The 19,373-nt window shown below is 41.8% G+C and carries 19 protein-coding genes; 8 read left to right on the top strand and 11 right to left on the bottom strand.

All coding sequences use genetic code 11. The features are described 5' to 3' along the window. Positions 1–58 precede the first annotated feature (58 nt). Positions 59–1,534, top strand: coding sequence for a family 43 glycosylhydrolase (locus ABD894_RS01120; RefSeq protein ID WP_345209132.1), 1,476 nt, complete (start codon positions 59–61; stop codon positions 1,532–1,534). Between the two features lie 85 nt (positions 1,535–1,619). On the opposite strand, the gene ABD894_RS01125 is transcribed toward ABD894_RS01120, so the two are convergent. The 4 genes from ABD894_RS01125 to ABD894_RS01140 form a co-directional block, all read right to left on the bottom strand. After that, entirely contained in the window at positions 1,620–2,312 is a 693-nt protein-coding gene (locus tag ABD894_RS01125; protein WP_345209133.1) for a hypothetical protein, read from the bottom strand. A 193-nt stretch (positions 2,313–2,505) separates the two neighbouring features. Beyond that, positions 2,506–3,153 (bottom strand): response regulator, encoded by a 648-nt coding sequence (locus ABD894_RS01130; RefSeq protein ID WP_345209134.1) that lies wholly within the window; start codon positions 3,151–3,153, stop codon positions 2,506–2,508. A 53-nt stretch (positions 3,154–3,206) separates the two neighbouring features. Then, on the bottom strand, positions 3,207–4,970 hold the full coding sequence (locus tag ABD894_RS01135; RefSeq protein WP_345209135.1) for a tetratricopeptide repeat-containing sensor histidine kinase: 1,764 nt from the start codon (positions 4,968–4,970) through the stop codon (positions 3,207–3,209). A gap of 55 nt (positions 4,971–5,025) precedes the next feature. Continuing rightward, a complete protein-coding gene (locus ABD894_RS01140) occupies positions 5,026–5,556 on the bottom strand; it encodes a lipocalin family protein (RefSeq protein WP_345209136.1) in 531 nt (176 codons plus the stop codon). 428 nt (positions 5,557–5,984) lie between these two features. On the opposite strand from ABD894_RS01140, the gene ABD894_RS01145 reads away from it, so the two are divergent. Next, positions 5,985–6,344, top strand: a complete 360-nt coding sequence (locus ABD894_RS01145) for a DUF4180 domain-containing protein (RefSeq protein WP_345209137.1) — start codon at positions 5,985–5,987, stop codon at positions 6,342–6,344. 20 nt (positions 6,345–6,364) lie between these two features. Here ABD894_RS01145 and ABD894_RS01150 read toward each other — a convergent pair whose 3' ends face one another. From ABD894_RS01150 to ABD894_RS01160, 3 genes are read right to left on the bottom strand one after another with little or no spacing between them, the layout of a single operon-like run. After that, positions 6,365–6,868, bottom strand: coding sequence for a GNAT family N-acetyltransferase (locus ABD894_RS01150; protein WP_345209138.1), 504 nt, complete (start codon positions 6,866–6,868; stop codon positions 6,365–6,367). A 24-nt stretch (positions 6,869–6,892) separates the two neighbouring features. Further along, on the bottom strand, positions 6,893–7,255 hold the full coding sequence (locus ABD894_RS01155; protein ID WP_345209139.1) for a VOC family protein: 363 nt from the start codon (positions 7,253–7,255) through the stop codon (positions 6,893–6,895). Positions 7,256–7,262: 7 nt separating this feature from the next. Further along, on the bottom strand, positions 7,263–7,763 hold the full coding sequence (locus tag ABD894_RS01160) for a 2'-5' RNA ligase family protein (protein ID WP_345209140.1): 501 nt from the start codon (positions 7,761–7,763) through the stop codon (positions 7,263–7,265). A gap of 141 nt (positions 7,764–7,904) precedes the next feature. Between ABD894_RS01160 and ABD894_RS01165 the strand changes: the two genes are divergently transcribed. Next, positions 7,905–9,317, top strand: a complete 1,413-nt coding sequence (locus ABD894_RS01165) for a DUF6055 domain-containing protein (protein ID WP_345209141.1) — start codon at positions 7,905–7,907, stop codon at positions 9,315–9,317. A gap of 30 nt (positions 9,318–9,347) precedes the next feature. Here ABD894_RS01165 and ABD894_RS01170 read toward each other — a convergent pair whose 3' ends face one another. Then, on the bottom strand, positions 9,348–9,902 hold the full coding sequence (locus ABD894_RS01170; protein ID WP_345209142.1) for an RNA 2'-phosphotransferase: 555 nt from the start codon (positions 9,900–9,902) through the stop codon (positions 9,348–9,350). A gap of 78 nt (positions 9,903–9,980) precedes the next feature. On the opposite strand from ABD894_RS01170, the gene ABD894_RS01175 reads away from it, so the two are divergent. Next, the gene (locus tag ABD894_RS01175) at positions 9,981–11,540 is read left to right on the top strand and encodes a M20/M25/M40 family metallo-hydrolase (protein ID WP_345209143.1); all 1,560 of its coding nucleotides are present in this window, start codon (positions 9,981–9,983) and stop codon (positions 11,538–11,540) included. Between the two features lie 12 nt (positions 11,541–11,552). Here ABD894_RS01175 and ABD894_RS01180 read toward each other — a convergent pair whose 3' ends face one another. From ABD894_RS01180 to ABD894_RS01190, 3 genes are all read right to left on the bottom strand, one after another. After that, the gene (locus tag ABD894_RS01180) at positions 11,553–13,991 is read right to left on the bottom strand and encodes a TonB-dependent receptor domain-containing protein (RefSeq protein WP_345209144.1); all 2,439 of its coding nucleotides are present in this window, start codon (positions 13,989–13,991) and stop codon (positions 11,553–11,555) included. A gap of 113 nt (positions 13,992–14,104) precedes the next feature. Then, positions 14,105–15,859 (bottom strand): M56 family metallopeptidase, encoded by a 1,755-nt coding sequence (locus tag ABD894_RS01185; protein ID WP_345209145.1) that lies wholly within the window; start codon positions 15,857–15,859, stop codon positions 14,105–14,107. Positions 15,860–15,881: 22 nt separating this feature from the next. Beyond that, the gene (locus tag ABD894_RS01190; protein WP_345209146.1) at positions 15,882–16,265 is read right to left on the bottom strand and encodes a BlaI/MecI/CopY family transcriptional regulator; all 384 of its coding nucleotides are present in this window, start codon (positions 16,263–16,265) and stop codon (positions 15,882–15,884) included. 270 nt (positions 16,266–16,535) lie between these two features. Between ABD894_RS01190 and ABD894_RS01195 the strand changes: the two genes are divergently transcribed. Genes ABD894_RS01195 through ABD894_RS01210 form a run of 4 tightly spaced genes read left to right on the top strand, consistent with a single transcriptional unit; the run spans position 16,536 to position 19,239 of the window. Then, entirely contained in the window at positions 16,536–17,186 is a 651-nt protein-coding gene (locus ABD894_RS01195; protein ID WP_345209147.1) for a FadR/GntR family transcriptional regulator, read from the top strand. A gap of 4 nt (positions 17,187–17,190) precedes the next feature. Then, positions 17,191–18,024: a sulfite exporter TauE/SafE family protein gene (locus tag ABD894_RS01200; protein WP_345209148.1), complete on the top strand. Its 834-nt coding sequence runs from the start codon at positions 17,191–17,193 to the stop codon at positions 18,022–18,024. Positions 18,025–18,028: 4 nt separating this feature from the next. After that, positions 18,029–18,433 carry a DUF1634 domain-containing protein gene (locus ABD894_RS01205; protein WP_345209149.1) on the top strand — a complete coding sequence of 135 codons (405 nt, stop codon included), beginning with the start codon at positions 18,029–18,031 and terminating at the stop codon, positions 18,431–18,433. 11 nt (positions 18,434–18,444) lie between these two features. Continuing rightward, the gene (locus tag ABD894_RS01210) at positions 18,445–19,239 is read left to right on the top strand and encodes an alpha/beta hydrolase (RefSeq protein WP_345209150.1); all 795 of its coding nucleotides are present in this window, start codon (positions 18,445–18,447) and stop codon (positions 19,237–19,239) included. Positions 19,240–19,373: the final 134 nt, after the last annotated feature.

Genomic DNA, 19,373 nt, shown 5'->3' on the forward strand with positions numbered 1-19,373 from the left:
CTTTAGCATAATTATTATCAGGCCGTTAATTTATAAACCTTACAATGCACAAAAGCTTATGAAAAAACTGTTATTGCTTGTCACAGTTATGTTGTGCGTACTATCAGCTACCGCGCAAAAATTGGGCGTACAATATGATCCCACTATTCAAGTCACCAAAAACCTCCAGTATTTCAGGCCGAAAGGAAATTTATTTGTGGGCGATTGCATGCCATTTGAACATAAGGGGACTTATTATTTCTACTGGTTGTTAGATTCGGCCCACCATGCGAGCCTGAATGGCTTGGGTGGTCATCAGTGGGGGCTAAGCACATCAACCGATCTGAAAACCTGGAAACAGTACCCCATTGTATTGGGTATTGATGAGCCCTGGGAGAAATCGATCTGTACAGGTTCAATAGTGTATTATAAAAATAAGTTTTATGCCTTTTACGCTACACGCCTGATCAATGCCGAAGGTAATGTAAATGAGCAGTTGAGTTATGCCATTAGTAAGGATGGTATACATTTCGATAAGCAAAAACCTAATCCCTTTTATACATCGGCACCGGGTTACAGCAAACGTGATTTCAGGGACCCGAAAGTTTTTGTGGATGAAAAAACAGGGGAGTTCCACCTGTTTGTATCCAGTTGGCAGGAAAATTCGGTATTGCAGCACGCGGGCGGAGCGTTGGTACACCTCACCTCAAAAGACCTTAAAAATTGGAAAGTACTCGACCCGATCCTGACCGGGCAGCCATCGGTACCTGAATGTCCTGATTATTTTGAGTGGAATGGCTGGCACTACCTGGTTTACAGCGATAACAGTGATACCTATTACGTAAAATCAAAAAGCCCTTACGGACCATGGGAAGAGCCACGCTACCAGGCACTGAATGAATCATGGGCAAACGTAGTAAAAACGGCTGCATTTAAAGATAATCGCCGCATAGCGGCAGCCTGGGTACCATCGCGAAGGGACAATAAAGACAACAACGGGGAGATATTTGGCGGCAACGCTATTTTCAGGGAAGTTACTCAACAGGCCGACGGCACACTGGATACCAAGTTCCCTGCCGAAATGATACCCGCCAGCGGTGCCGCTATGGATGCAAAAATTGTCACTAAACTTTTTGCTACGCTTACCGATACTGATAACTTAACTATTGATGCCCCCAATGGCGTTGGCTCGGCATTCATAAACAACATACCTGCCAGATGCCGCATCACTATGGAAATTGAACCAGGTAACTCGTTCGACGAATATGGTTTCTACCTGCGCTCGGACGACCGGGCAGATGGGGGATACCGCGTTAACTTTTCAGCCAATAACAGGATAGTATCATTAGGCAATACTGAAATAAAAGCGGTTGCCGGTTTAGATAAAGTCATTAAGATAGACCTGATACTAAACGATGATATTATTGATATCTGTATTGATAATAAGCGTTGTATAGTTAACCGCACGGTTGAGCAAAAAGGCTCGTTTATGTGGTTTTATGCCAAACATGGCAATGTGAAGTTTAGGTCGGTGAAAGTTAGCCCGTTAGAATAAACCTTTATAAAATATAAAAACTCCCTTTGCTACACCCTTTTAAGGTTTCGCAAAGTGGAGTTTTTCTATTAACTACCCCAGTTATTTATCGGCTTAGGCCTGATTTAAAATGTTTAATACTTAGTGTCTTTTGCTGATTACCAAAAGCAAAGGTCGCCAGCTCATCATCTTCTTTGAATATGCGTGTGCCGCTCACGTTAATAAGTATATTAGTAGGGTCGGCATCCTTTTCGGTAATACGCAGGCAATCAGTCCAGTTAGTTATCCCTTCGGCGGTTTTGGTACCCGATATAATAGTTAACGATTTATAGTTTATTCCCCTTGCTATGCCTTTGGTTACAAAAAATGCGCTGAACTTGTTGCCATTGCCCGAGATAAAAGAACCTACACCATTAGCCACATCTGTTCTTCCATCTATCTCATAATCAATATCAATGGTAAGATCCTCATTTTTTTGGTTATAGAATTTGTAAGTATAATTACCACGCCATTTGCCTATTTTAACAAAATTTGAGTTATCGAAAAAGCAGTTACTATCATTTGTATAATATGAACCTTCAAGATTTGGCGGGGTTGTACCTTCGTTAATTACCATACCAAAGCTGCGCAAACTATCAATGGTATGCTTTGGTATAATGTTCAGAATTTCTTTTGTAAATTCTTCTGCCGGTTCATCGGGCTTAGGATCGGCTTTTTTGTCTTTTTTACACCCGGACAATAGCATCGGGACAAGGCAAACAGCTATGACTGTTTTAGTAAGTAAGTTTAAAATTTTCATGGTGTTTTATTTAATAGCGTAATTGTTTATAGCTCAAATTTGAGCTTTTAAACAGCGCAGGTAAATAACCCATTGGGTGATTTTGTTGCCTTATTGTTAAGTGATTTAGCGCTTTCAGTTGTATAATAACTTATAACATGGCATCCCACAATTAAATGCTAAAAATTGAATGGTCAGTAAGATAATAGTTGTATTAGATCAATCCCTGCTGGCGGGCTTTCAGTATAGCCTCGGAACGGCATACTACGTGTAGCTTTTTGTAGATGTGCTTAACATGTGTGCGTACGGTTTCGTAACTGATAAAGGCCTTATCGGCAATGCCGCGATAGTTATAGCCTTCAATCATAAAGGAGAGGATCTCTTTTTCGCGGTCACTCAAATCATAGTCAGCGGTTGTGGGCTCTACCAATATTACGTTTTGCCGTACAAAAAACTGAAATACCTTTTGCGCTATAGCTGCCGACATAGGGCCGCCGCCACTATAAACCTCCTGCAAGGAACGTATAATTTTTTCGGGCGAATCGGTTTTTAGTATATAACCTGATGCCCCGGCACATAGTGCGTTGAAAATCTTCTCGTTATCGTTAAAAACCGTTTGGATCAGTACCTTAATATGCGGAAAGCGTTCTTTGATGATCTTGGTTGCTTCAATGCCAGTTCGGCCGGGCATTTCAATATCCATCAGTACCACATCGGGCCGGTTAAATTCTATATCGGCTTCAACCTGGTTCACGTTAGTAAATGTGCCGGTGCAAATTAAATCGGTTGTGGCATTTATAATAGTTTGTAAAGCCTCGCGGATAAGCTTGTTGTCTTCAAATATGGCAACCTTTATTTTCATTGTATGTGACACCTCCAAATATTATTTATTTGCACCCTCCGTACAATACCTCATCAGGTGATTTTGCATTGAAGTCTTACCTTGGTACCGTTGCCAATTTCGCTGTTTATCTTCAAATCCGCCCTTATCTCGTTTGCCCTGGCTGCCATATTATTTAATCCATTGCCTTTGTTTATTAAAGCAGGTGCAAAGCCTTTACCATTATCTTCAATAAATACGCTTAAATTTCTGTTTACCACTGATATATCAATTTTAAGTAAAGTACATTCACTGTATTTCACAGCGTTGTTTATGGCTTCTTTGCAAATAAGATAAATGTTCTTGCGTTTTTCCATTGGCAACTTCAACGTGGCTAATGGATTATTAGCTGTAAAGTCCAGCTTTATACCTTTTACAGAAGTAAGCTGTGCTGCAAACTCTTTCAATCGTTCGGCAATGGTGTAGGCATTATCCTGTACCGGGTTTACGGCCCAAACAATATCATTCAGTTTGGCCACCATTTCACCGGCATTATCTTTAATAATATCCAGCGAGTTATTAACCGATTCATGTTCCTGGTTTTTGATCTGCTCTTTAGTAATATAACTATACATGGATATCCCACTCAGGGTAGCGCCCACTTCATCGTGCAGGTCCTGGCTTATTTTGCTGCGCATATTGGCCAATTTAAGGCGCTGTTTAGTATAATACCGATACGCGATAAAAGCGATACCCAACAACAGGAACATCAGCAATAAAATATACAAACGTGTATTGGCAAGGTTTTTCTTATTATCAGCTTCGGCAAGTTCCAGGTTGAAGATGGTTTTCTCGTTACGTAAGCTTGTGAGCAGTATGGTTTGTATCTGCGTGTTGTTGCGTTCGTATACTGCTGTTTGTATGGCTGTTTTAAGTTCAAGTGTTTTTAATAGTAAAGCCTGTTCATTATATCTGCGGTATATCTTGATAGCTATCTCTAAGAACATGGACGAATAAAAGTCGTTCAATTGCGGGTACTCCTTCATCAGCGCGAAACCCGTGGCAAGATGTTTTAACGCGGCGGCTTTGTTTCCTGTACGTTCTGCACATTCGGCTAAACCACTATAGCTGTTCAGTTCTACATCAAAATCATCGCTTTTAATGGATAACAGGCGGGTAAGCTCAAAATATTTAAGCGCACTATCGGTTTTTTGCTTCAGCAGATAAGCACTGGCCAAATTAAGGTTTGCAGTAGCAGTTCCTCTTTCCGATTTTATCTCTTCAGCTTTCCTTAAGGATAGTCGCGCATAGAAAACGGCACTATCTGGCATTTTTAACTTTTCGTAAGCTTCGGCCAGATTGCCAAAAATATGGTGCGGTTTCGATAGCTCGATGTAAGGCCGACTGTATGGCGGCTGACGGGTATAACGTAATCCCTTTTTGTAATATTTAACCGCTTCGGGCAAACGGTTATTATTCATGTAGAATAATCCGATGAAATTGCAGGCATCTGATATCAGCAGACTATCCTTCAATACACCCGCTATATTTTCGGCTTTAAATGCTTCCTGTAAACCTAACTCATGCAGGTTGTTATAATAATAAACTTCGGCTTGTCGCGAGGTGAGAAAATAAGAGAACAGTGAGGGTTTACGGTAGCTTACCTTGGCATATATTTTATTTAACCATAGCTGCGCCGAATCGTAATGATCGGTGTTCATGTATTCATCAGCTCGGTTAAAGGCATTTAAGATGAAGATGCTATCTGCATTGCCGTTTTTTTTAGCCGGGGTGCCTGTTTGCCAACCCGATGCAATAAGCGGGATTAATAAAACAATAAAAAGCAGCCGTTGCATCATATACGCTAAAGATATATAATACAATTGATGATGTTAAATTTTGAACATCACAGCATTACATCCATTCCAATAAAGTTGTATTAAATCCTAAACCGGCAGCTTTTTCCAGGAAATGTTCTTTGATTTCATCAGGAATAGTAGTTTCCCTGGATAGTATCCACAAATGATCCATACTATTACCTGCTACCAACGCGTATTGATAACCGGCATCCACATCGAGTATGTTATAGTTGAGATAAATGGGTAAATGATAAGCTACTTTAAGGCGCCCTTTATTGTGGGCCCCGGCTAACTTCATTTTCCCTGTAGCTTCAACAGGTTTATTCTTTTCAAAGTTGTAGGCACGGGTAACTACATTTATGGTACCGTCGGCGTTTAAGGTATAGTTTTCGGTAACGTCTTTTAAGTTTCTTTCAATATGATTGGGCAGGCGGGCTATTTCGTGCCATAGGCCAAGGTATTTATTTTTATCAAAGGGTTGTACTATGGCGTTACCTGGTATTTTATTTTTCGGCCAAAATGCATAAATAAGTCCTGCAGTGCCTACCCCGGCTGCAAGTGCTATGAGCCATTTATCTTTCTTCATAAATTTAATAAGGTGTAGTGGTTTTGCTTGTTATAAAGATAACAGAATTAGCCTTTTGAGTTATACGCTACATGCTTGAAATTATTGCAGGCGAGAGAAATATTAGCAGAAGATTTAAAAATAGAAAGCCCCTTGCACTCGCTGCCGGGGCCTTCCAACCTAAACCTTATCACATAAGCAGGCAGGATGCCTGCGTTGATACAAATGTAATAACAGAAAGCATATACCGTATATATTTTAATAAATTCTAATGCTATTTTAATACGATAATGACAGGCCGAAAACAAAAGCCTCAAAATGTGATTTATACGAGGATTTATCCGAACATTTGAAGCTATATTCAGCTAATTGTATTACGGCATAAACAGATCAATTACCGATTTTTAACAATTAATAATTGGCTGACATCTATTAAAAACAAATATTAAATGGAAATTATAACCCACGAAATAAACAATACCAAAATAGCCGAAGTAACCTCAAGCGATATGATCATTAAAAAAACCGACGATGGTTTAGACTTACTCGGCAACTTATACTACCAAGGCTTCGATAAGATCATTGTTCATGAAAGCAACATTACCCCTGATTTTTTCGACCTGAAAACAGGCATTGCAGGCGAGATACTGCAAAAGTTTTCGAACTACCGCGTTCGTTTATCCATAGTAGGCGATTTTGCCAAATACCCGGGCAAAAGCATAAGAGACTTTATTTTTGAGACCAACAAAGGCGCCCATATCAACTTTGTGCCTTCGGTTGCCGAGGCATTAAGTAAATTTTCAAAATAAGCAACAGTGTTTTATATTAATCAAGGCAACACAACCCGGTATAAACGAAGATGATCTCCTTCAGTTGTTGTGATATTTTCCTGGTATATAAAGCCGCATTTTTCTAATAGGGACTGTGAACGGATGTTAGCATCGGTAGTAGTAGCGAAAATACTATTGAGCGCGAATTTTTTCCGCAACGTGCCAAGCACGGCTGTGCAACTTTCATAGGCCAGCCCCTTGCCTGCAAACTCGGGCAAAAAAGCGAAACCTATATCGGGCAGCTCAAGGTAATCACGTTTAAAAAGACCGCACATGCCAATGGGTTTGTTCCCTTCTTTTAGCATTACCAGCCATGGCCCGTAACCATATTTATCGTAATAATTGGCAAGTACGTTATTAATGTAATTTACGGCATCCTGCAAAGTATTAATGTTACGCTCGCCAATGAACTGTTTCCAGGTAGGGGTATTTAGCAATTCAAAAATAAAAGCGGCATCATCAACCGTGAAGCGGCGCAATATCAGGTTGGGCGTTTCAAGCATTCGGCTAAACTAATAAACGGGGTATCAAAAAAACTCACCGAAATGCCACAATATCCCCGATGGATCGTGTAAGAAACATTCCTTGCCCCACTGCTCGGTACGGATAGGAGATAGCCTTACACCGACGTATTTATCGGTTAATTTTAATGCGGAAAGTTCAGCGAAATAACTGTCAACGCTATTCACCTCTAAAAATATCATGGTATTATCCACCCAATCCTGCACGTAAGCGTTTTGCAGGTAAAAAGCGATTTCCTCGGTTTTAAAAACGGATAGCTGCGGCGACAAAACGACTTCCTGAAAACCCAGGTCGCGGTAAAAGCTCCGGGATAATTCAAAATCCTTTGCACCGATAAATGGTCTGATCGATTTAGTTTTATGTTCCATGGTGTTACTAATATAGGGCAAATTGTTTAAGTATAGTCCATTTGCCGCCATCCTTTTGTTCTATCAGGCTAATGGCATCAAAGTTAAGCTGCACAGGCAGTTCATATTGAATTATCTGTTCAAAAATTTCATCAGTACAGGTTGAGTTTCGGGGATGCATCAATGTAATATGCGGGTGTTGCTGATAGGGATCGGCATATATACCTTTTAAAACAACTTTTCTCAAATTATAAAATTCATCATTACGTTCTATCGCCGGTATCAATACACCTTTACCATCGGCAAATCGTACAGGCGACTCAAACTTAATAATCAATGGCTTATGAATATTAACAGGCCTGATATTCTGAATCACTTTATCAAGCAAACCTATTTCGTTTTCCCTGCACAGCGTAACGTGAGCGGCAATAAGATCATGTTGTGCCGGGTTAAACTTTGCCCTGATCAACTCAATAGTCTCTTTTCCTTCGGTGATAAATAATGTCAGCTGTCTTCTTGTTTCGCGCATTATAAAAATGCTTTTCTGAAAGGTTAATATACAGGTCTATTTAGCTAATTTCCGGAAAATTAACCCATCTGCCAATAAGTAAATTTGAACATCATAGTTCGGCCAATATTGTTAAAGTAAGCGGCCAATTAAATCAATTTTATGAAAAAACAGAAAGTTGTATTATTTGCAGGGATCTCATTCGCAATAACCTTATTTGCATTTAAATATGATATGCTCGGTACTGCTAAAGATAAGCACTTTACACAGCTGATATCTACGGCCGATAGTACTGCTGTAAAGCCCATCTATTATCCTGCAAAAGTATGGATGGTTGCCGACAACAACAATTATAACAATAACAACAGCGATTACAGTAATTTGCGGAAAGCCGAAGGCAATAACATCGCTATTTTTTGGAGTAAGAATTATGGCGATAACCCCGCCGCAAATCCAGACTCGATCAGGTTTGATCCAAAATCCGCAATGCTTGAGCTGGACAGGTTTTATACTTGCTATCGCGATACATTGAAGTTTGTGCAGAAAGGAAAATCGTTAACGGATAAGTATAAAATGCTAACCTACGTTATCCCGAATAGTCATGGTGGTACAGCATTCGGTGGCGGGGTAGAAGATAAGATAGGTATTCTGTGGACGCCCTCTACCCGCATAGCATCCGCGCCTTATGGGGCTTTGGCTCATGAGCTTGGTCACTCATTTCAGTACATGGTACATGCGGATGGGCATTGGGGTTTTACATCGGCACCGAAGGGTAGCAGGGGGCAAAGCATCTTTGAAATGACCTCACAATATATGCTGTTCCAGGTTTACCCAAGTTGGATGACGTTTGAAAATTACCACTTAAAAAGCTTTATGCGCCAAACTCACCTGGCTTTTCTGCACGAAGATAATCAATACCATTCGCCTTATGTATTAGAATATTGGTCGGGTAAACACGGGCGCGATTTTATAGGAAAATTATGGCGTGAAGCAATTAAAGGAGAAGACGCGGTAACTACCTATAAAAGGTTGACCGGCTTAAACCAGTCGAAATTTAATGATGAAATTTTTGATGCCGCCCGCAGGTTCATCACCTGGGATATGCCGCGTATTGAGCAGGCAGCTAAAGTCTACGCAAATCAGCATATTGCTATTTTAAATGATATTAGCGATGGCTGGTACCGCATAGCGGAGAGTAATTGTCCACAGAACTATGGTTACAATGGTATCAAGCTGGATGTACCAGCAGCCGGAACCAAAGTTAAACTTGATTTTAAGGGCATAGCCGGTGCGGAAGGCTTCAGGGCGATTAACACCGATAAAGCCGGTTGGCGGTATGGTTTTTTGGCAGTAAAACAAGATGGCTCGCGGGTTTATGGCAAAACATATTCTAAAGTTAATGCTACTGAAAGCTTTACTATACCTAAAAACACCGCCCACTTATGGCTGGTTGTAAGCGGCGCGCCAACGGAGCATTGGGAACATTTAACAGATGGCAAGGCACAAAACGACGAACAATGGCCTTATCAAATTAAGCTGACAGGTACCGCAATTGATAAAGCTTTTATAAAGTAATAGAAACAGATTCGCTTCCAATACAGGCTATCAATCCTCTTTCAGTTTCAGAAAATGAGCCGGCACGTTGTCTGTTAACCAAACCTTATTTGCCGATAAATAAAATACATAACCTTGATTGTGCATCTCGCCGGCAAGTACTTCAAATACCTTGGGTTTACCATGCCTGCTTCCTACCTGAACGGCCGTTGTAATATCCATGCTCAAATGCACATGTTGCCTCTCGCGCTTGATCAGCCCATCTTGTAAAATGGACTGAACCGATTGCGCGCCCGTACCGTGAAACAAAATATCAGGAGGTATTTGCGGCTCATAACCCAGTTCAACTTCAATAGAATGCCCCTGGCTGGCACGTATCTTTCGTCCATTTTCGTCAAAAGCGAAACGTTTCTTGGCATTGGTTTCTACAACGTGTTTTAGTATTTCAGGGGTCAATTTATTTCCGTGAGCATTGGCCTTTGTTAATAGGTCATCTACACTTACCCAGCCTTGTTCATCAAGTTCAATACCTATCAGTAGCGGTTGGTGGCGCAACACCAGGCTTAAAAATTTGCTTATACCGGTAATCTCTTTATCGCTTATCATACCCAAATTAAAGCATTTGTTTAGCACTTATACTCAATAAGCTGATATTGTTTATATTTAGCTACCAAACATTCAAACATGACCACCCTAAAAACCACCACATTATGCGCGTTATGCTTATTGCTTGCTAAAATAAGCTTTTCGCAAGAACAACCGGATACCGCCGTTTTCGCTAAAATAAAAGCAGCAGAGCTAAGCAGTTCACAAATTCCGCAAATAGCACATTACCTTACCGATGTTTCGGGACCAAGGCTGACCAACTCTGCGGGCTATCGCCGCGCGGCCGATTGGGCTATAGCCACATTTAAAAAATGGGGCTTAACAAATTCAAAGCTTGAACCATGGGGCGAGTTTGGCAAACAGTGGGATTTAGAAGATTTCAGCCTGATGATGCGCTTACCCTACGCCACGCCGTTGAGGGCGTATGCTTGTCCGTGGAGTGCTAATACCGATGGGGTACTAAAGGGCAGTGTGGTATTGATAGCGCCGCAACAAGCTATGGATACTACTTATTTAATAAGCCATGCTGCCGAGTTTAAAGGCAAATTTATACTGATAACCGGCAGGCCATTGCAAACTCAGGATAACTTTAATCCAAGCGCGACCCGCCTGGCCGATACCTCCCTAGCTAATTTGAAGGACAATTACATGGTAAAACGTTCGGAAATTGAGCAGGAACTTGGGCAATTGAAATTGATACAGCAGTTTGATTTGATCTTAAAACGATCAGGGGCCTTGGCGGTGCTCTCTGCAGGCAGGCGAAGCGCTAATGGATCTGTATTTGTACAGGCTGCATATGGTTATAAACTTACCGATGCACAAACTTTGCCGCAGGTAAATATGGCTTTGGAAGACGCGCAACGCATCAAACGGTTGATACAATCGGGGCAAGCGGTTGAATTGTCGCTTAATATTCAAGGTAAGTTTTCTACCGCGGATACCAAGGGCTACAATGTTGTTGCCGAAATTCCGGGCAGCGACCCTAAATTGAAATCGCAGGTGGTAATGCTTGGCGGGCACCTCGATTCGTGGCAGGCTGCTACCGGGGCTGCCGATAATGCGGCGGGTTGTATTGTAATGATGGAAGCCGTGCGCCTGCTCGATTCGCTTGGCCTAAAACCTAAACGAACCATTCGCATAGCACTGTGGGGCGGTGAAGAGCAAGGACTTTATGGCTCGTACGGCTATGTTAAAAATCATTTAATTGACGCTCTTAAGATGACTCCTAAGCCCGAACAAGCCAAAATATCAGCCTATTTTAACCTTGATAATGGTTCGGGCAAGATCCGGGGAATTTATACCCAGGGAAATACCGCTTTGCAGCCCATTTTTACCGAATGGTTAAAACCATTTCATGATTTGGGCGCTGCCACGGTAACAACCAGCAGTACAGGCTCTACCGATCATGTTTCGTTCGATTGGGCAGGTATCCCTGCTTTTCAATTTGTACAAGACCCGCTTGATTATGAAACCCGTGTACACCATAGCAACCTGGACGATTATGACCACTTAATAATGGACGACCTGAAACAGGCCGCCATTATTGTAGCATCTTTCGTATATCAAACAAGTATCCGCCCCGAGTTGCTTCCGCGAAAGCCATTCAAAAAAGAAGTTTTCGTTTTCGACGGTTTGTAGCAGAATGCAGAGTTAATTTTTCACCCTGCTTTGTTCACTTTCAGCACCGTTGGCATCATGCTGTCGCTGGCCCGAAATTGCTTTACCAAACCGGTAACTAAGTGAAAGTACAAAGTTGCGTGTATCGCTCAGGTTTTGCCAATTGGCCGATGTGCGGTTAAGGTTATTGATTACGCCTGTATTTTTAAACGTGTAAAAAATATCGTTCACCGTAAATTTAACCGTAGTAGCTGCAGATAGCTTTTTAGATACACCGGTGTTTACACGCCCTCTGCTGCCAATAACAAATTGCCCGCTGGTGATCTTGCTTTGGTATCCGCCTTCGGCTTGCAGCTGCCAATCTTTCTTCAGCTTAAATGTAAGCGCGGTACGGGCGAAAAAATAAGTACCGCGGGTATCTAATAATCCGGTATAAAAATCGCTCACCGAATGGATGTTGGATACACGGCTATAGAAAAAGATATTCAGCCATTTGGCGGGGTCAAAGGTAGCATCAAAAGAAAGCGTGATCACCGTGTATTTACCAATGTTACCCGGGCGGCTGTAATATATACCGTCAACAATTTCAATGGTTTCGTTTACATCATCGCGTGTTTTACTATAGCTTAAAGTAGTGTTAAATTTTTCTTTGTAAGAGTGTATCAGCTCAATATTATCAGTAAACGATGGCTTTAAAAAAGGGTTGCCGGTGTAGTAAGTAAACCTATCCAATGGAGAAAGAAATGGGTTCAAATCCTGGTAATAGGGTCGATTGATACGCCTGCCATAATTTAACCGCAACTGGTTAATATTACCTGTATCCAGCTTGTATTGAATATAGAGAGTAGGGAACAGGTTGGTATAATTACGTTTAAAGGTGGAGTCCGGCTTTTGTACGTTGCCAAGCTGGTGCCCGTCGGAGATCGTGTTTTCTAATCTTAAACCAGCCTGAAATGACAAGCGCTTATAATCTTTTGTGGCATTTAAATAAGCCGCGTTAATATTTTCCCGGTAAATAAAATGATTGGTTTTGTCATAGTCAGGTTGCGTAATCTCGTTCTTCGTCAAAAAATAATCGGCTACATTATCGGTATGTGTATAGGCCGTTTTTAACCCGGCAGATAATTTAATACCATTGCTCAAAGGATGATCATAATCTGCCTTGGCGGTGTAGATATTGATATGCGCGGGCAACATCCCGGTTAACTGATCGATATTGGTAGCCGTGCCACCCGGCAAATAAGTACTGTTGGCAAACAACTGATCTGTTTTGGTATAATAGTTCAGGTAATCAATATCGGCAGTGAACTCGCGACCGGTTTGGTCATATTTATGACGATAATTAAGGTTGATGCCGCCATTTTTAAATACGTCGCGTTCGGTATTTTGAGCGATAATAGTAGAATCGGGCCTGTTCTGCGCATCAGAGAAGTTACTTGTAACCGGCGAAGTTGTGCGGTGCGGATTGTATATGCCATTCACGTTAATGCCAAGCGTGCTTTTATCTGATAAGTAGTAATCAACACCCAACCTAACCGTATAATTGTTACCTGTATTACGCAGAAAAGAATTTTGTAAAAAGTTGGTAGTTACTACACCGTTACCATCTTCAAAATGGCGGTTGATATCAAGATCATTAAAAGTATTAGCATGGTTATAACCAAGGTTTCCGGTAACGTTTAACTTGTTGTTCCGGTAATTAAAGTTGAGGCTATTGTTTGTACGGGCATATTTTCCCTGAGTGTACGCGAGGTTAATGCCACCGTTAAATCCTCTTACTTTGTTTTTCTTTGTTTTAATATTGATAACACCACCGCTGCCTGCCGCATCATACTTGGCCGGTGGGTTAGGCATTAATTCGAGTTGGTCAATAGCCGCCGCGCTCAACGAGCGAAGATAATTTTCCAGGTCCGCGCCCGAAAGATAAGTTGGTTTATCATCAATAAAAATAGTTACACCTTTGCTCTTCAAGCTTATAGCACCATTTTGATCAACTATTACTCCCGGCGCTTTCTCAAGCACATCTAATGCGGTGCCGCCCGCGTTGCTTATCATAGCCTCGGGGTTAACAAGGGTACGGTCTATCTTTTGTTGTACAAAAGGCCGGGTGGCGTTAATGCTAACTTGCTGCAGCGTGTTGCTGTTTATCCTTAAACTAACCGACTCTAAAACCCTATTAGCGCTCAGCTCAAAACTCGCGCTCCTATAATTTTGATAACCCACCATGCTTGCCGATAAACGGTAATTTGCTTTTTTCAGGTTGATAAAAATGTAAATACCAGTGGTATCGGTAAACGTTGTTTTAATGAGTGTTGAATCTTTACCATTGAGCAGGTATACTGTAACGCCGTCAAGAGAATGCCCGTTCGCGTCAGTCACTTTGCCAGAAAGTTTCAGTGTATCTTGCGCAAAAGCTAAAGTTGAGGCAATAGTTATCCAGGCAGCTATTAAAGCCGCTATTTTTAGTTTCATGATGTTTGGGTGATTAAAGGTTAAATGTCTGTTTAGCGTATATCGGACAATAGTTGTCCCGTTCTCGTTTTTTAACGTGAATTAATTTGTTATTTGATGCTTTTGGTTTGTACTTACAGCGTTGTGGTTGTAGTTACCTTAGTGCTGGTATCGTAGTTATAGTAAACTATGCTACGTTTCTCGAACGATCTTATATAATTATTTTTAAAGCGCTTAAATGTTTCATCCGGTAATTTCTCGCCGTTAATAACCAAATCGTATTCCGTTAATTTATACGATTGTACCTTGGCGGCTAAACCTTCGCTGATAATAGCTTTGAGTACTTGCCTGGTTATATCGGGTTCCTGCTCGTCGTTATTCTTCATTAAAACGGGGACAGCATTGGTTGAAGGATTCTCTGCCGATAATGTTCTGTCATAACCCGTTTTGCGCGACCTGTAGTTGTTGGTGTAAGCTTGATAGCGCTTTGCCGAATCTAAATTATACAAGGTATACTGGTTTTGGTAAGAGAGTTTAGTATTTACAGGGCCTAACTTTTGCTTCACACTGCTTAATGGCGATAAACCACCTTGCAAGCTTTTAAGTGAATCGGCCAGCGCGGTTTGGGCGGCTAAATTATTCAATGATAGCGGATCACCTGTTTCATCCGGCTTATTTACGCGTTTTTGTGTAGTATCTTTAACTTTACTTGTTACGGTTTCAATAACCGACATTCTCGATTCAGTAATTATCGTCGTCGTTTTTTTCACGGCAGTATCAATATCCTTTTTTTGTAATATAGCTTGGCTTACACGAGCCACCGTTTTAGATGTTTTGGTAACGAAATGTTCAATATTATCCTTTTGGGTAAAAGCTGTCGTCAGCAAAACAGCGGTTACCAAACAAACGGCCAGCAACGATCTTTCCATCATATTGAGCGACGGATTTCGGCTACTAAGCAAACGCTGAACCCGGCCTTTAAGATGCTGCTTATTACCGTTGAGTGCCATAGCGAAAGCAGGGGCCGAAAGCTGATATTCCTGGCTGGCCACCAAAGCTTTAATATAATTTACTTTGTTACCGGTGTACTCAACGGCGATATCGTCGCAGCAATTTTCACGTTCGGCCTTTATCAGTGCCGCTATCCACAATACGGCCGGGTTAAAAAAGAACAGCAACTCTACAATACTCAATAACACATTGGTTAAATAATCGCGACGGCAAATATGGGCCAGTTCATGTACCAATATAGCCTCAATATCGGCAGGGGACAGGGCAGTTATCAAACCCACAGGTATTAATATCAACGGTTTTAAGTGCCCAACAACCATAGGCACACGTGCAATTCCGGATTCGGCAATGGTAATTATCTGCCTAATGCCCATTTGTCCGGCCAGTTCTGTTACACGGTGCTGCCAGCTATTGTCTATAGAAAATATTTGCCGTCTGCGTAAATGGTAGATCACCTGCAAGCCGGTCAACAATTGCAGGCTTCGCGCCAACACGATCAGAAACCATATGAGTACTATTATGTTGGAGTAGCTACTCAAAAAACTTAAAATATTCCGGTATTCACTTGGTTCAGTAACTACCGAAGGGTAGGATGGAAGGGCGTTATGAATAACTAACGAATTTTTACCGATTATCGCCAGTGAAGATTGCGCCGCCTTCAGTTCCTGCGCAAACGTAAAAGCTACCGTAACCGTGAACAGCAACAATGCGGCAATCAGAAGGTTATATCGTTTCGAGGCACTCGCCTTACGGGTGCCTATCACAATTAATCCTGTTACTACGGCAAGCAGCATGCCCTGCCATAGAGAATGGATCAGCGTATTACCCAATGCTTTAATCAGGTAATCGGGCAGTATATTTACCAATGAAAACGCCATAACCGGTTAGTTTTAAATGTAATTATTCTTCAAACTTTTTAAGCAGATCTTTTATCTCATCCAGCTCTGCCTGCGATGTTTTTTTATTGCCAAGCAGCTGCATCACCAGTTTACTTGCAGATCCTTTATACATTGAATCGACAAACTTATCCAGCAAGTGCGATTTGGTTTCCTGTTCTTCCTGCACCACACTATATATATGTTTCATCTGGCTTTCGTCACGTTTCAGGATCCCCTTATCGGCCATGATCTGCATTAGTTTCAAGGTTGTGGTGTAATTAACATCCTTTTGTTTAACCAACTCATCATTCACCGCGCGAACTGTTGATGGTCCGTGTTCCCACAATACCTGTAATATTTCCAGTTCAGATTTTGTGGGTTCTATCGGTTTATTTTGTGCTTCCATAATTATCTCAAACCAAAGGTAGGAAAACTTTCGTACCAAACAAATAAAAGGTAATAAATTTTTCGTAGGTTGAGTAAAGTATATATTATCCGATCATAAACCCAATGGGATAGAAACCAAAACAATTTCATTTTCAACACAATAAATCAACTGCAACTTATCACATATCGTCATCGCCCGGTAAAAAGCATTTGTAATTTTATTTTTTTCACAAATAAACATCTGATGTTTATACATACATCGTATGTTTGTATTGTAATTGATTGCAACATGGCAAAAGAGAAATTATCAGAAATGGTGGCCGAAAGAATAAAGAAGGATATCGCCGCCAAAAAATATAAAACGGGAGAGAAGATCCCTGCCGAGCCTGAACTGATGGAGGCATACCAGGTTGGGCGTTCATCCGTTCGTGAAGCCATCAAAAGTTTGGCTATGGCAGGGGTACTGCGAGTACAGCAGGGTAACGGAACCTTCGTTAACGAACAAGCCACCGCTCAACCATTAGATCAACGCCTGCATAATGCCGATTTTGATGAAATTAACGCCGTGCGTATGCTACTGGAAACAGAGCTTGTAAAATTGGCGGTTGACCATCATACCCAGGCCGATCTGGATGCCATGCATCAACACCTTACCGATCGCAGGCATGCCATTGAAACAGAAAATAAACAAGCCTGCACCAATGCCGATATCGCTTTCCATACCGCTATAGCGACTGCCTCACGTAACAAAGTCCTTGCCGATCTGTACGATTACTTTACACTGAGCATCAGGTCTTTATTTTCAAAAAGGGAGCAGCAGGGTATCGCGCATTTTGCCATGAGCCATTATTTACACGATGCCCTTTTTGATGCCATTCGTGGTAAAAAGAAGAAAGAGGCATTAAAGATCATCCAACAAATTTTATCCAACAACTATTAATTATATGAGTATTTTAGTTTTCACCCTCCTGTTAATTCTTGGCGCTTACCTGGCCGGGCTGGTGGGTTCACTTACAGGTTTGGGCGGGGGAGTAGTTATCATTCCGTTATTAACTTTAGTTTTCAATGTAGATATCCGTTATGCCATTGGCGCGGCCTTGCTGGCATCCATAGCTAATTCATCGGGCGCGGCAAGCGCTTATGTAAAAGAGGGCATCACAAATGTACGCCTCGGTATGTTTTTAGAGATCGCTACTACCGTAGGCGCGGTTGTAGGCGCTTTACTTGCCGTTTATACGCCTACCAATACCATCGCTATACTTTTCGGTGTTATCCTGTTGTTCTCGGCAGCCATGACGATTCGCAAAAAGAACCAGGACGCCTTAACCGAAGGCAGCCACGCGGCAGAAGTATTAAAGCTGAACAATTCTTATCCAACCAAAGATGGCGAGGTTGCCTACAAGCTAAAAAACGTAGGCGCTGGTTTTTCTATCATGACCGTCGCCGGGGTATTTTCAGGTTTGCTGGGGATAGGTTCGGGCGCGTTGAAGGTACTGGCGATGGATTCTACTATGCACATTCCCTTTAAAGTGAGTACAACCACCAGTAACTTTATGATAGGCGTAACTGCCGCTGCAAGCGCGGTGGTATACCTGCAACGTGGTTATATGGATGCCGGTATTGCTTTCCCTGTTGTGCTGGGCGTATTGGGCGGGGCATTTACAGGTGCAAAATTACTTAGCCGGATTAATGTAAAGGTGTTAAAATACATTTTTTGCGTAGCGATATGTTTTGTAGCGGCAGAGATGATTTACAATGGCTATAACCATAAATTTTAAGCAGATGAAAAAGAATACGATACTTCAAAATAAACTGGCAGATCACGACATAGAACGTTTCATTGGTTTGCAATTACGTGTAGGTGTGTTATTATCCAGCTTTATTGTGCTGATGGGCGGCTTGTTATACCTGTACCAGTTAGGTGGTGTACCCATGCCATCTTACCATACCTTTGCGGGAGAGAAGACAGGCATAACATCTTTCACCTCCGTGCTTCATGGAGCAGTCAGCTTAGATGCCCGTGCCATTATACAATTAGGCGTGGTGATTTTGGTGGCTACGCCGGTGTTCCGTATAGCGCTTTCGCTGGTAGGGTTTCTGCTGGATGGCGACAAAATGTATACCCTCATCACGCTGGTTGTTTTAGCTATTATGCTGTTCAGTGTATTTGGCGGATTAAAAATTTAATTATCATCATCATGAAAAAAACAATCAACAGCATAGCAAGGCTCTTCAGTATGGCAGCACTATGTTTTATCTTCTTACTAAGCAGTACCCGGCCAGCTTCGGCACAGGCTCCCATTAAAAACATTGTGCTGGTACACGGCGCCTTTGTTGATGGTTCCGGCTGGAAACCGGTTTATGATATCCTCATTAAAAAGGGCTACAATGTGCGTATAGTACAGCATCCGCTAACATCTTTTGATGGCGATGTAGAGGCCGTTAAACGAGTGATAGCAATGATGGATGGTCCGGTTATTTTGGTAGGCCACAGCTATGGTGGCGCGGTAATTACTGCCGCCGGTAATGATCCGCAGGTTAAAGGTTTGGTTTATATTGCCGCCCACGCGCCTGATAAAGGCGAAAATGAGGCTGCCAATGGCAAGCTATATCCGCCCGCCTACAAATCCCTTCAAAAAACAGCAGACGGATATGACTATATAGCACCTGATAGTTTTCATGCTGATTTCGCAGCCGATCTGCCAAAAAATATAGCTGATTTTACAGGCCGCGCCCAGGTATTAACCAAAGATGAAATATTTCACGCGGTAATTACCGAAGCCGCCTGGCGAACAAAACCAAGCTGGTATATGGTAGCCCAGGCCGATCGTATTATTAACCCCGACTTGGAACGCATGTACGCTAAACGGGCGGCAAGTTATACAGTAGAAATTCCGGGTGGCAGCCACTCTGTATATACATCACGGCCAAAAGAAGTAGCCGCTTTAATTATAAAAGCCACCGAAGGTGCATTTGCTCTGAATAAAAATTAATACTTTATTATTGGGGGAGAATGCTCATAAGATTTTGCTTATGAGCATTTTTTATAAATGGCGATAAAGTTTGTTGAGTGCACTGTTTTTGAATTTAGCAGCTATAGGCTTATATTACAAGCTAATTTGTACTA

The organism is Mucilaginibacter gynuensis, assembly GCF_039541195.1.
In the GTDB taxonomy this organism is placed as follows: domain Bacteria; phylum Bacteroidota; class Bacteroidia; order Sphingobacteriales; family Sphingobacteriaceae; genus Mucilaginibacter; species Mucilaginibacter gynuensis.

Bases quoted from the DNA above. Each gene is read 5' to 3' on its own strand.
- ABD894_RS01120 (WP_345209132.1), top strand. From the start codon at position 59: ATGAAAAAACTGTTATTGCTTGTCACAGTTATGTTGTGCGTACTATCA.
- ABD894_RS01125 (WP_345209133.1), bottom strand. From the start codon at position 2,312: ATGAAAATTTTAAACTTACTTACTAAAACAGTCATAGCTGTTTGCCTT.
- ABD894_RS01130 (WP_345209134.1), bottom strand. From the start codon at position 3,153: ATGAAAATAAAGGTTGCCATATTTGAAGACAACAAGCTTATCCGCGAG.
- ABD894_RS01135 (WP_345209135.1), bottom strand. From the start codon at position 4,970: ATGATGCAACGGCTGCTTTTTATTGTTTTATTAATCCCGCTTATTGCA.
- ABD894_RS01140 (WP_345209136.1), bottom strand. From the start codon at position 5,556: ATGAAGAAAGATAAATGGCTCATAGCACTTGCAGCCGGGGTAGGCACT.
- ABD894_RS01145 (WP_345209137.1), top strand. From the start codon at position 5,985: ATGGAAATTATAACCCACGAAATAAACAATACCAAAATAGCCGAAGTA.
- ABD894_RS01150 (WP_345209138.1), bottom strand. From the start codon at position 6,868: ATGCTTGAAACGCCCAACCTGATATTGCGCCGCTTCACGGTTGATGAT.
- ABD894_RS01155 (WP_345209139.1), bottom strand. From the start codon at position 7,255: ATGGAACATAAAACTAAATCGATCAGACCATTTATCGGTGCAAAGGAT.
- ABD894_RS01160 (WP_345209140.1), bottom strand. From the start codon at position 7,763: ATGCGCGAAACAAGAAGACAGCTGACATTATTTATCACCGAAGGAAAA.
- ABD894_RS01165 (WP_345209141.1), top strand. From the start codon at position 7,905: ATGAAAAAACAGAAAGTTGTATTATTTGCAGGGATCTCATTCGCAATA.
- ABD894_RS01170 (WP_345209142.1), bottom strand. From the start codon at position 9,902: ATGATAAGCGATAAAGAGATTACCGGTATAAGCAAATTTTTAAGCCTG.
- ABD894_RS01175 (WP_345209143.1), top strand. From the start codon at position 9,981: ATGACCACCCTAAAAACCACCACATTATGCGCGTTATGCTTATTGCTT.
- ABD894_RS01180 (WP_345209144.1), bottom strand. From the start codon at position 13,991: ATGAAACTAAAAATAGCGGCTTTAATAGCTGCCTGGATAACTATTGCC.
- ABD894_RS01185 (WP_345209145.1), bottom strand. From the start codon at position 15,859: ATGGCGTTTTCATTGGTAAATATACTGCCCGATTACCTGATTAAAGCA.
- ABD894_RS01190 (WP_345209146.1), bottom strand. From the start codon at position 16,265: ATGGAAGCACAAAATAAACCGATAGAACCCACAAAATCTGAACTGGAA.
- ABD894_RS01195 (WP_345209147.1), top strand. From the start codon at position 16,536: ATGGCAAAAGAGAAATTATCAGAAATGGTGGCCGAAAGAATAAAGAAG.
- ABD894_RS01200 (WP_345209148.1), top strand. From the start codon at position 17,191: ATGAGTATTTTAGTTTTCACCCTCCTGTTAATTCTTGGCGCTTACCTG.
- ABD894_RS01205 (WP_345209149.1), top strand. From the start codon at position 18,029: ATGAAAAAGAATACGATACTTCAAAATAAACTGGCAGATCACGACATA.
- ABD894_RS01210 (WP_345209150.1), top strand. From the start codon at position 18,445: ATGAAAAAAACAATCAACAGCATAGCAAGGCTCTTCAGTATGGCAGCA.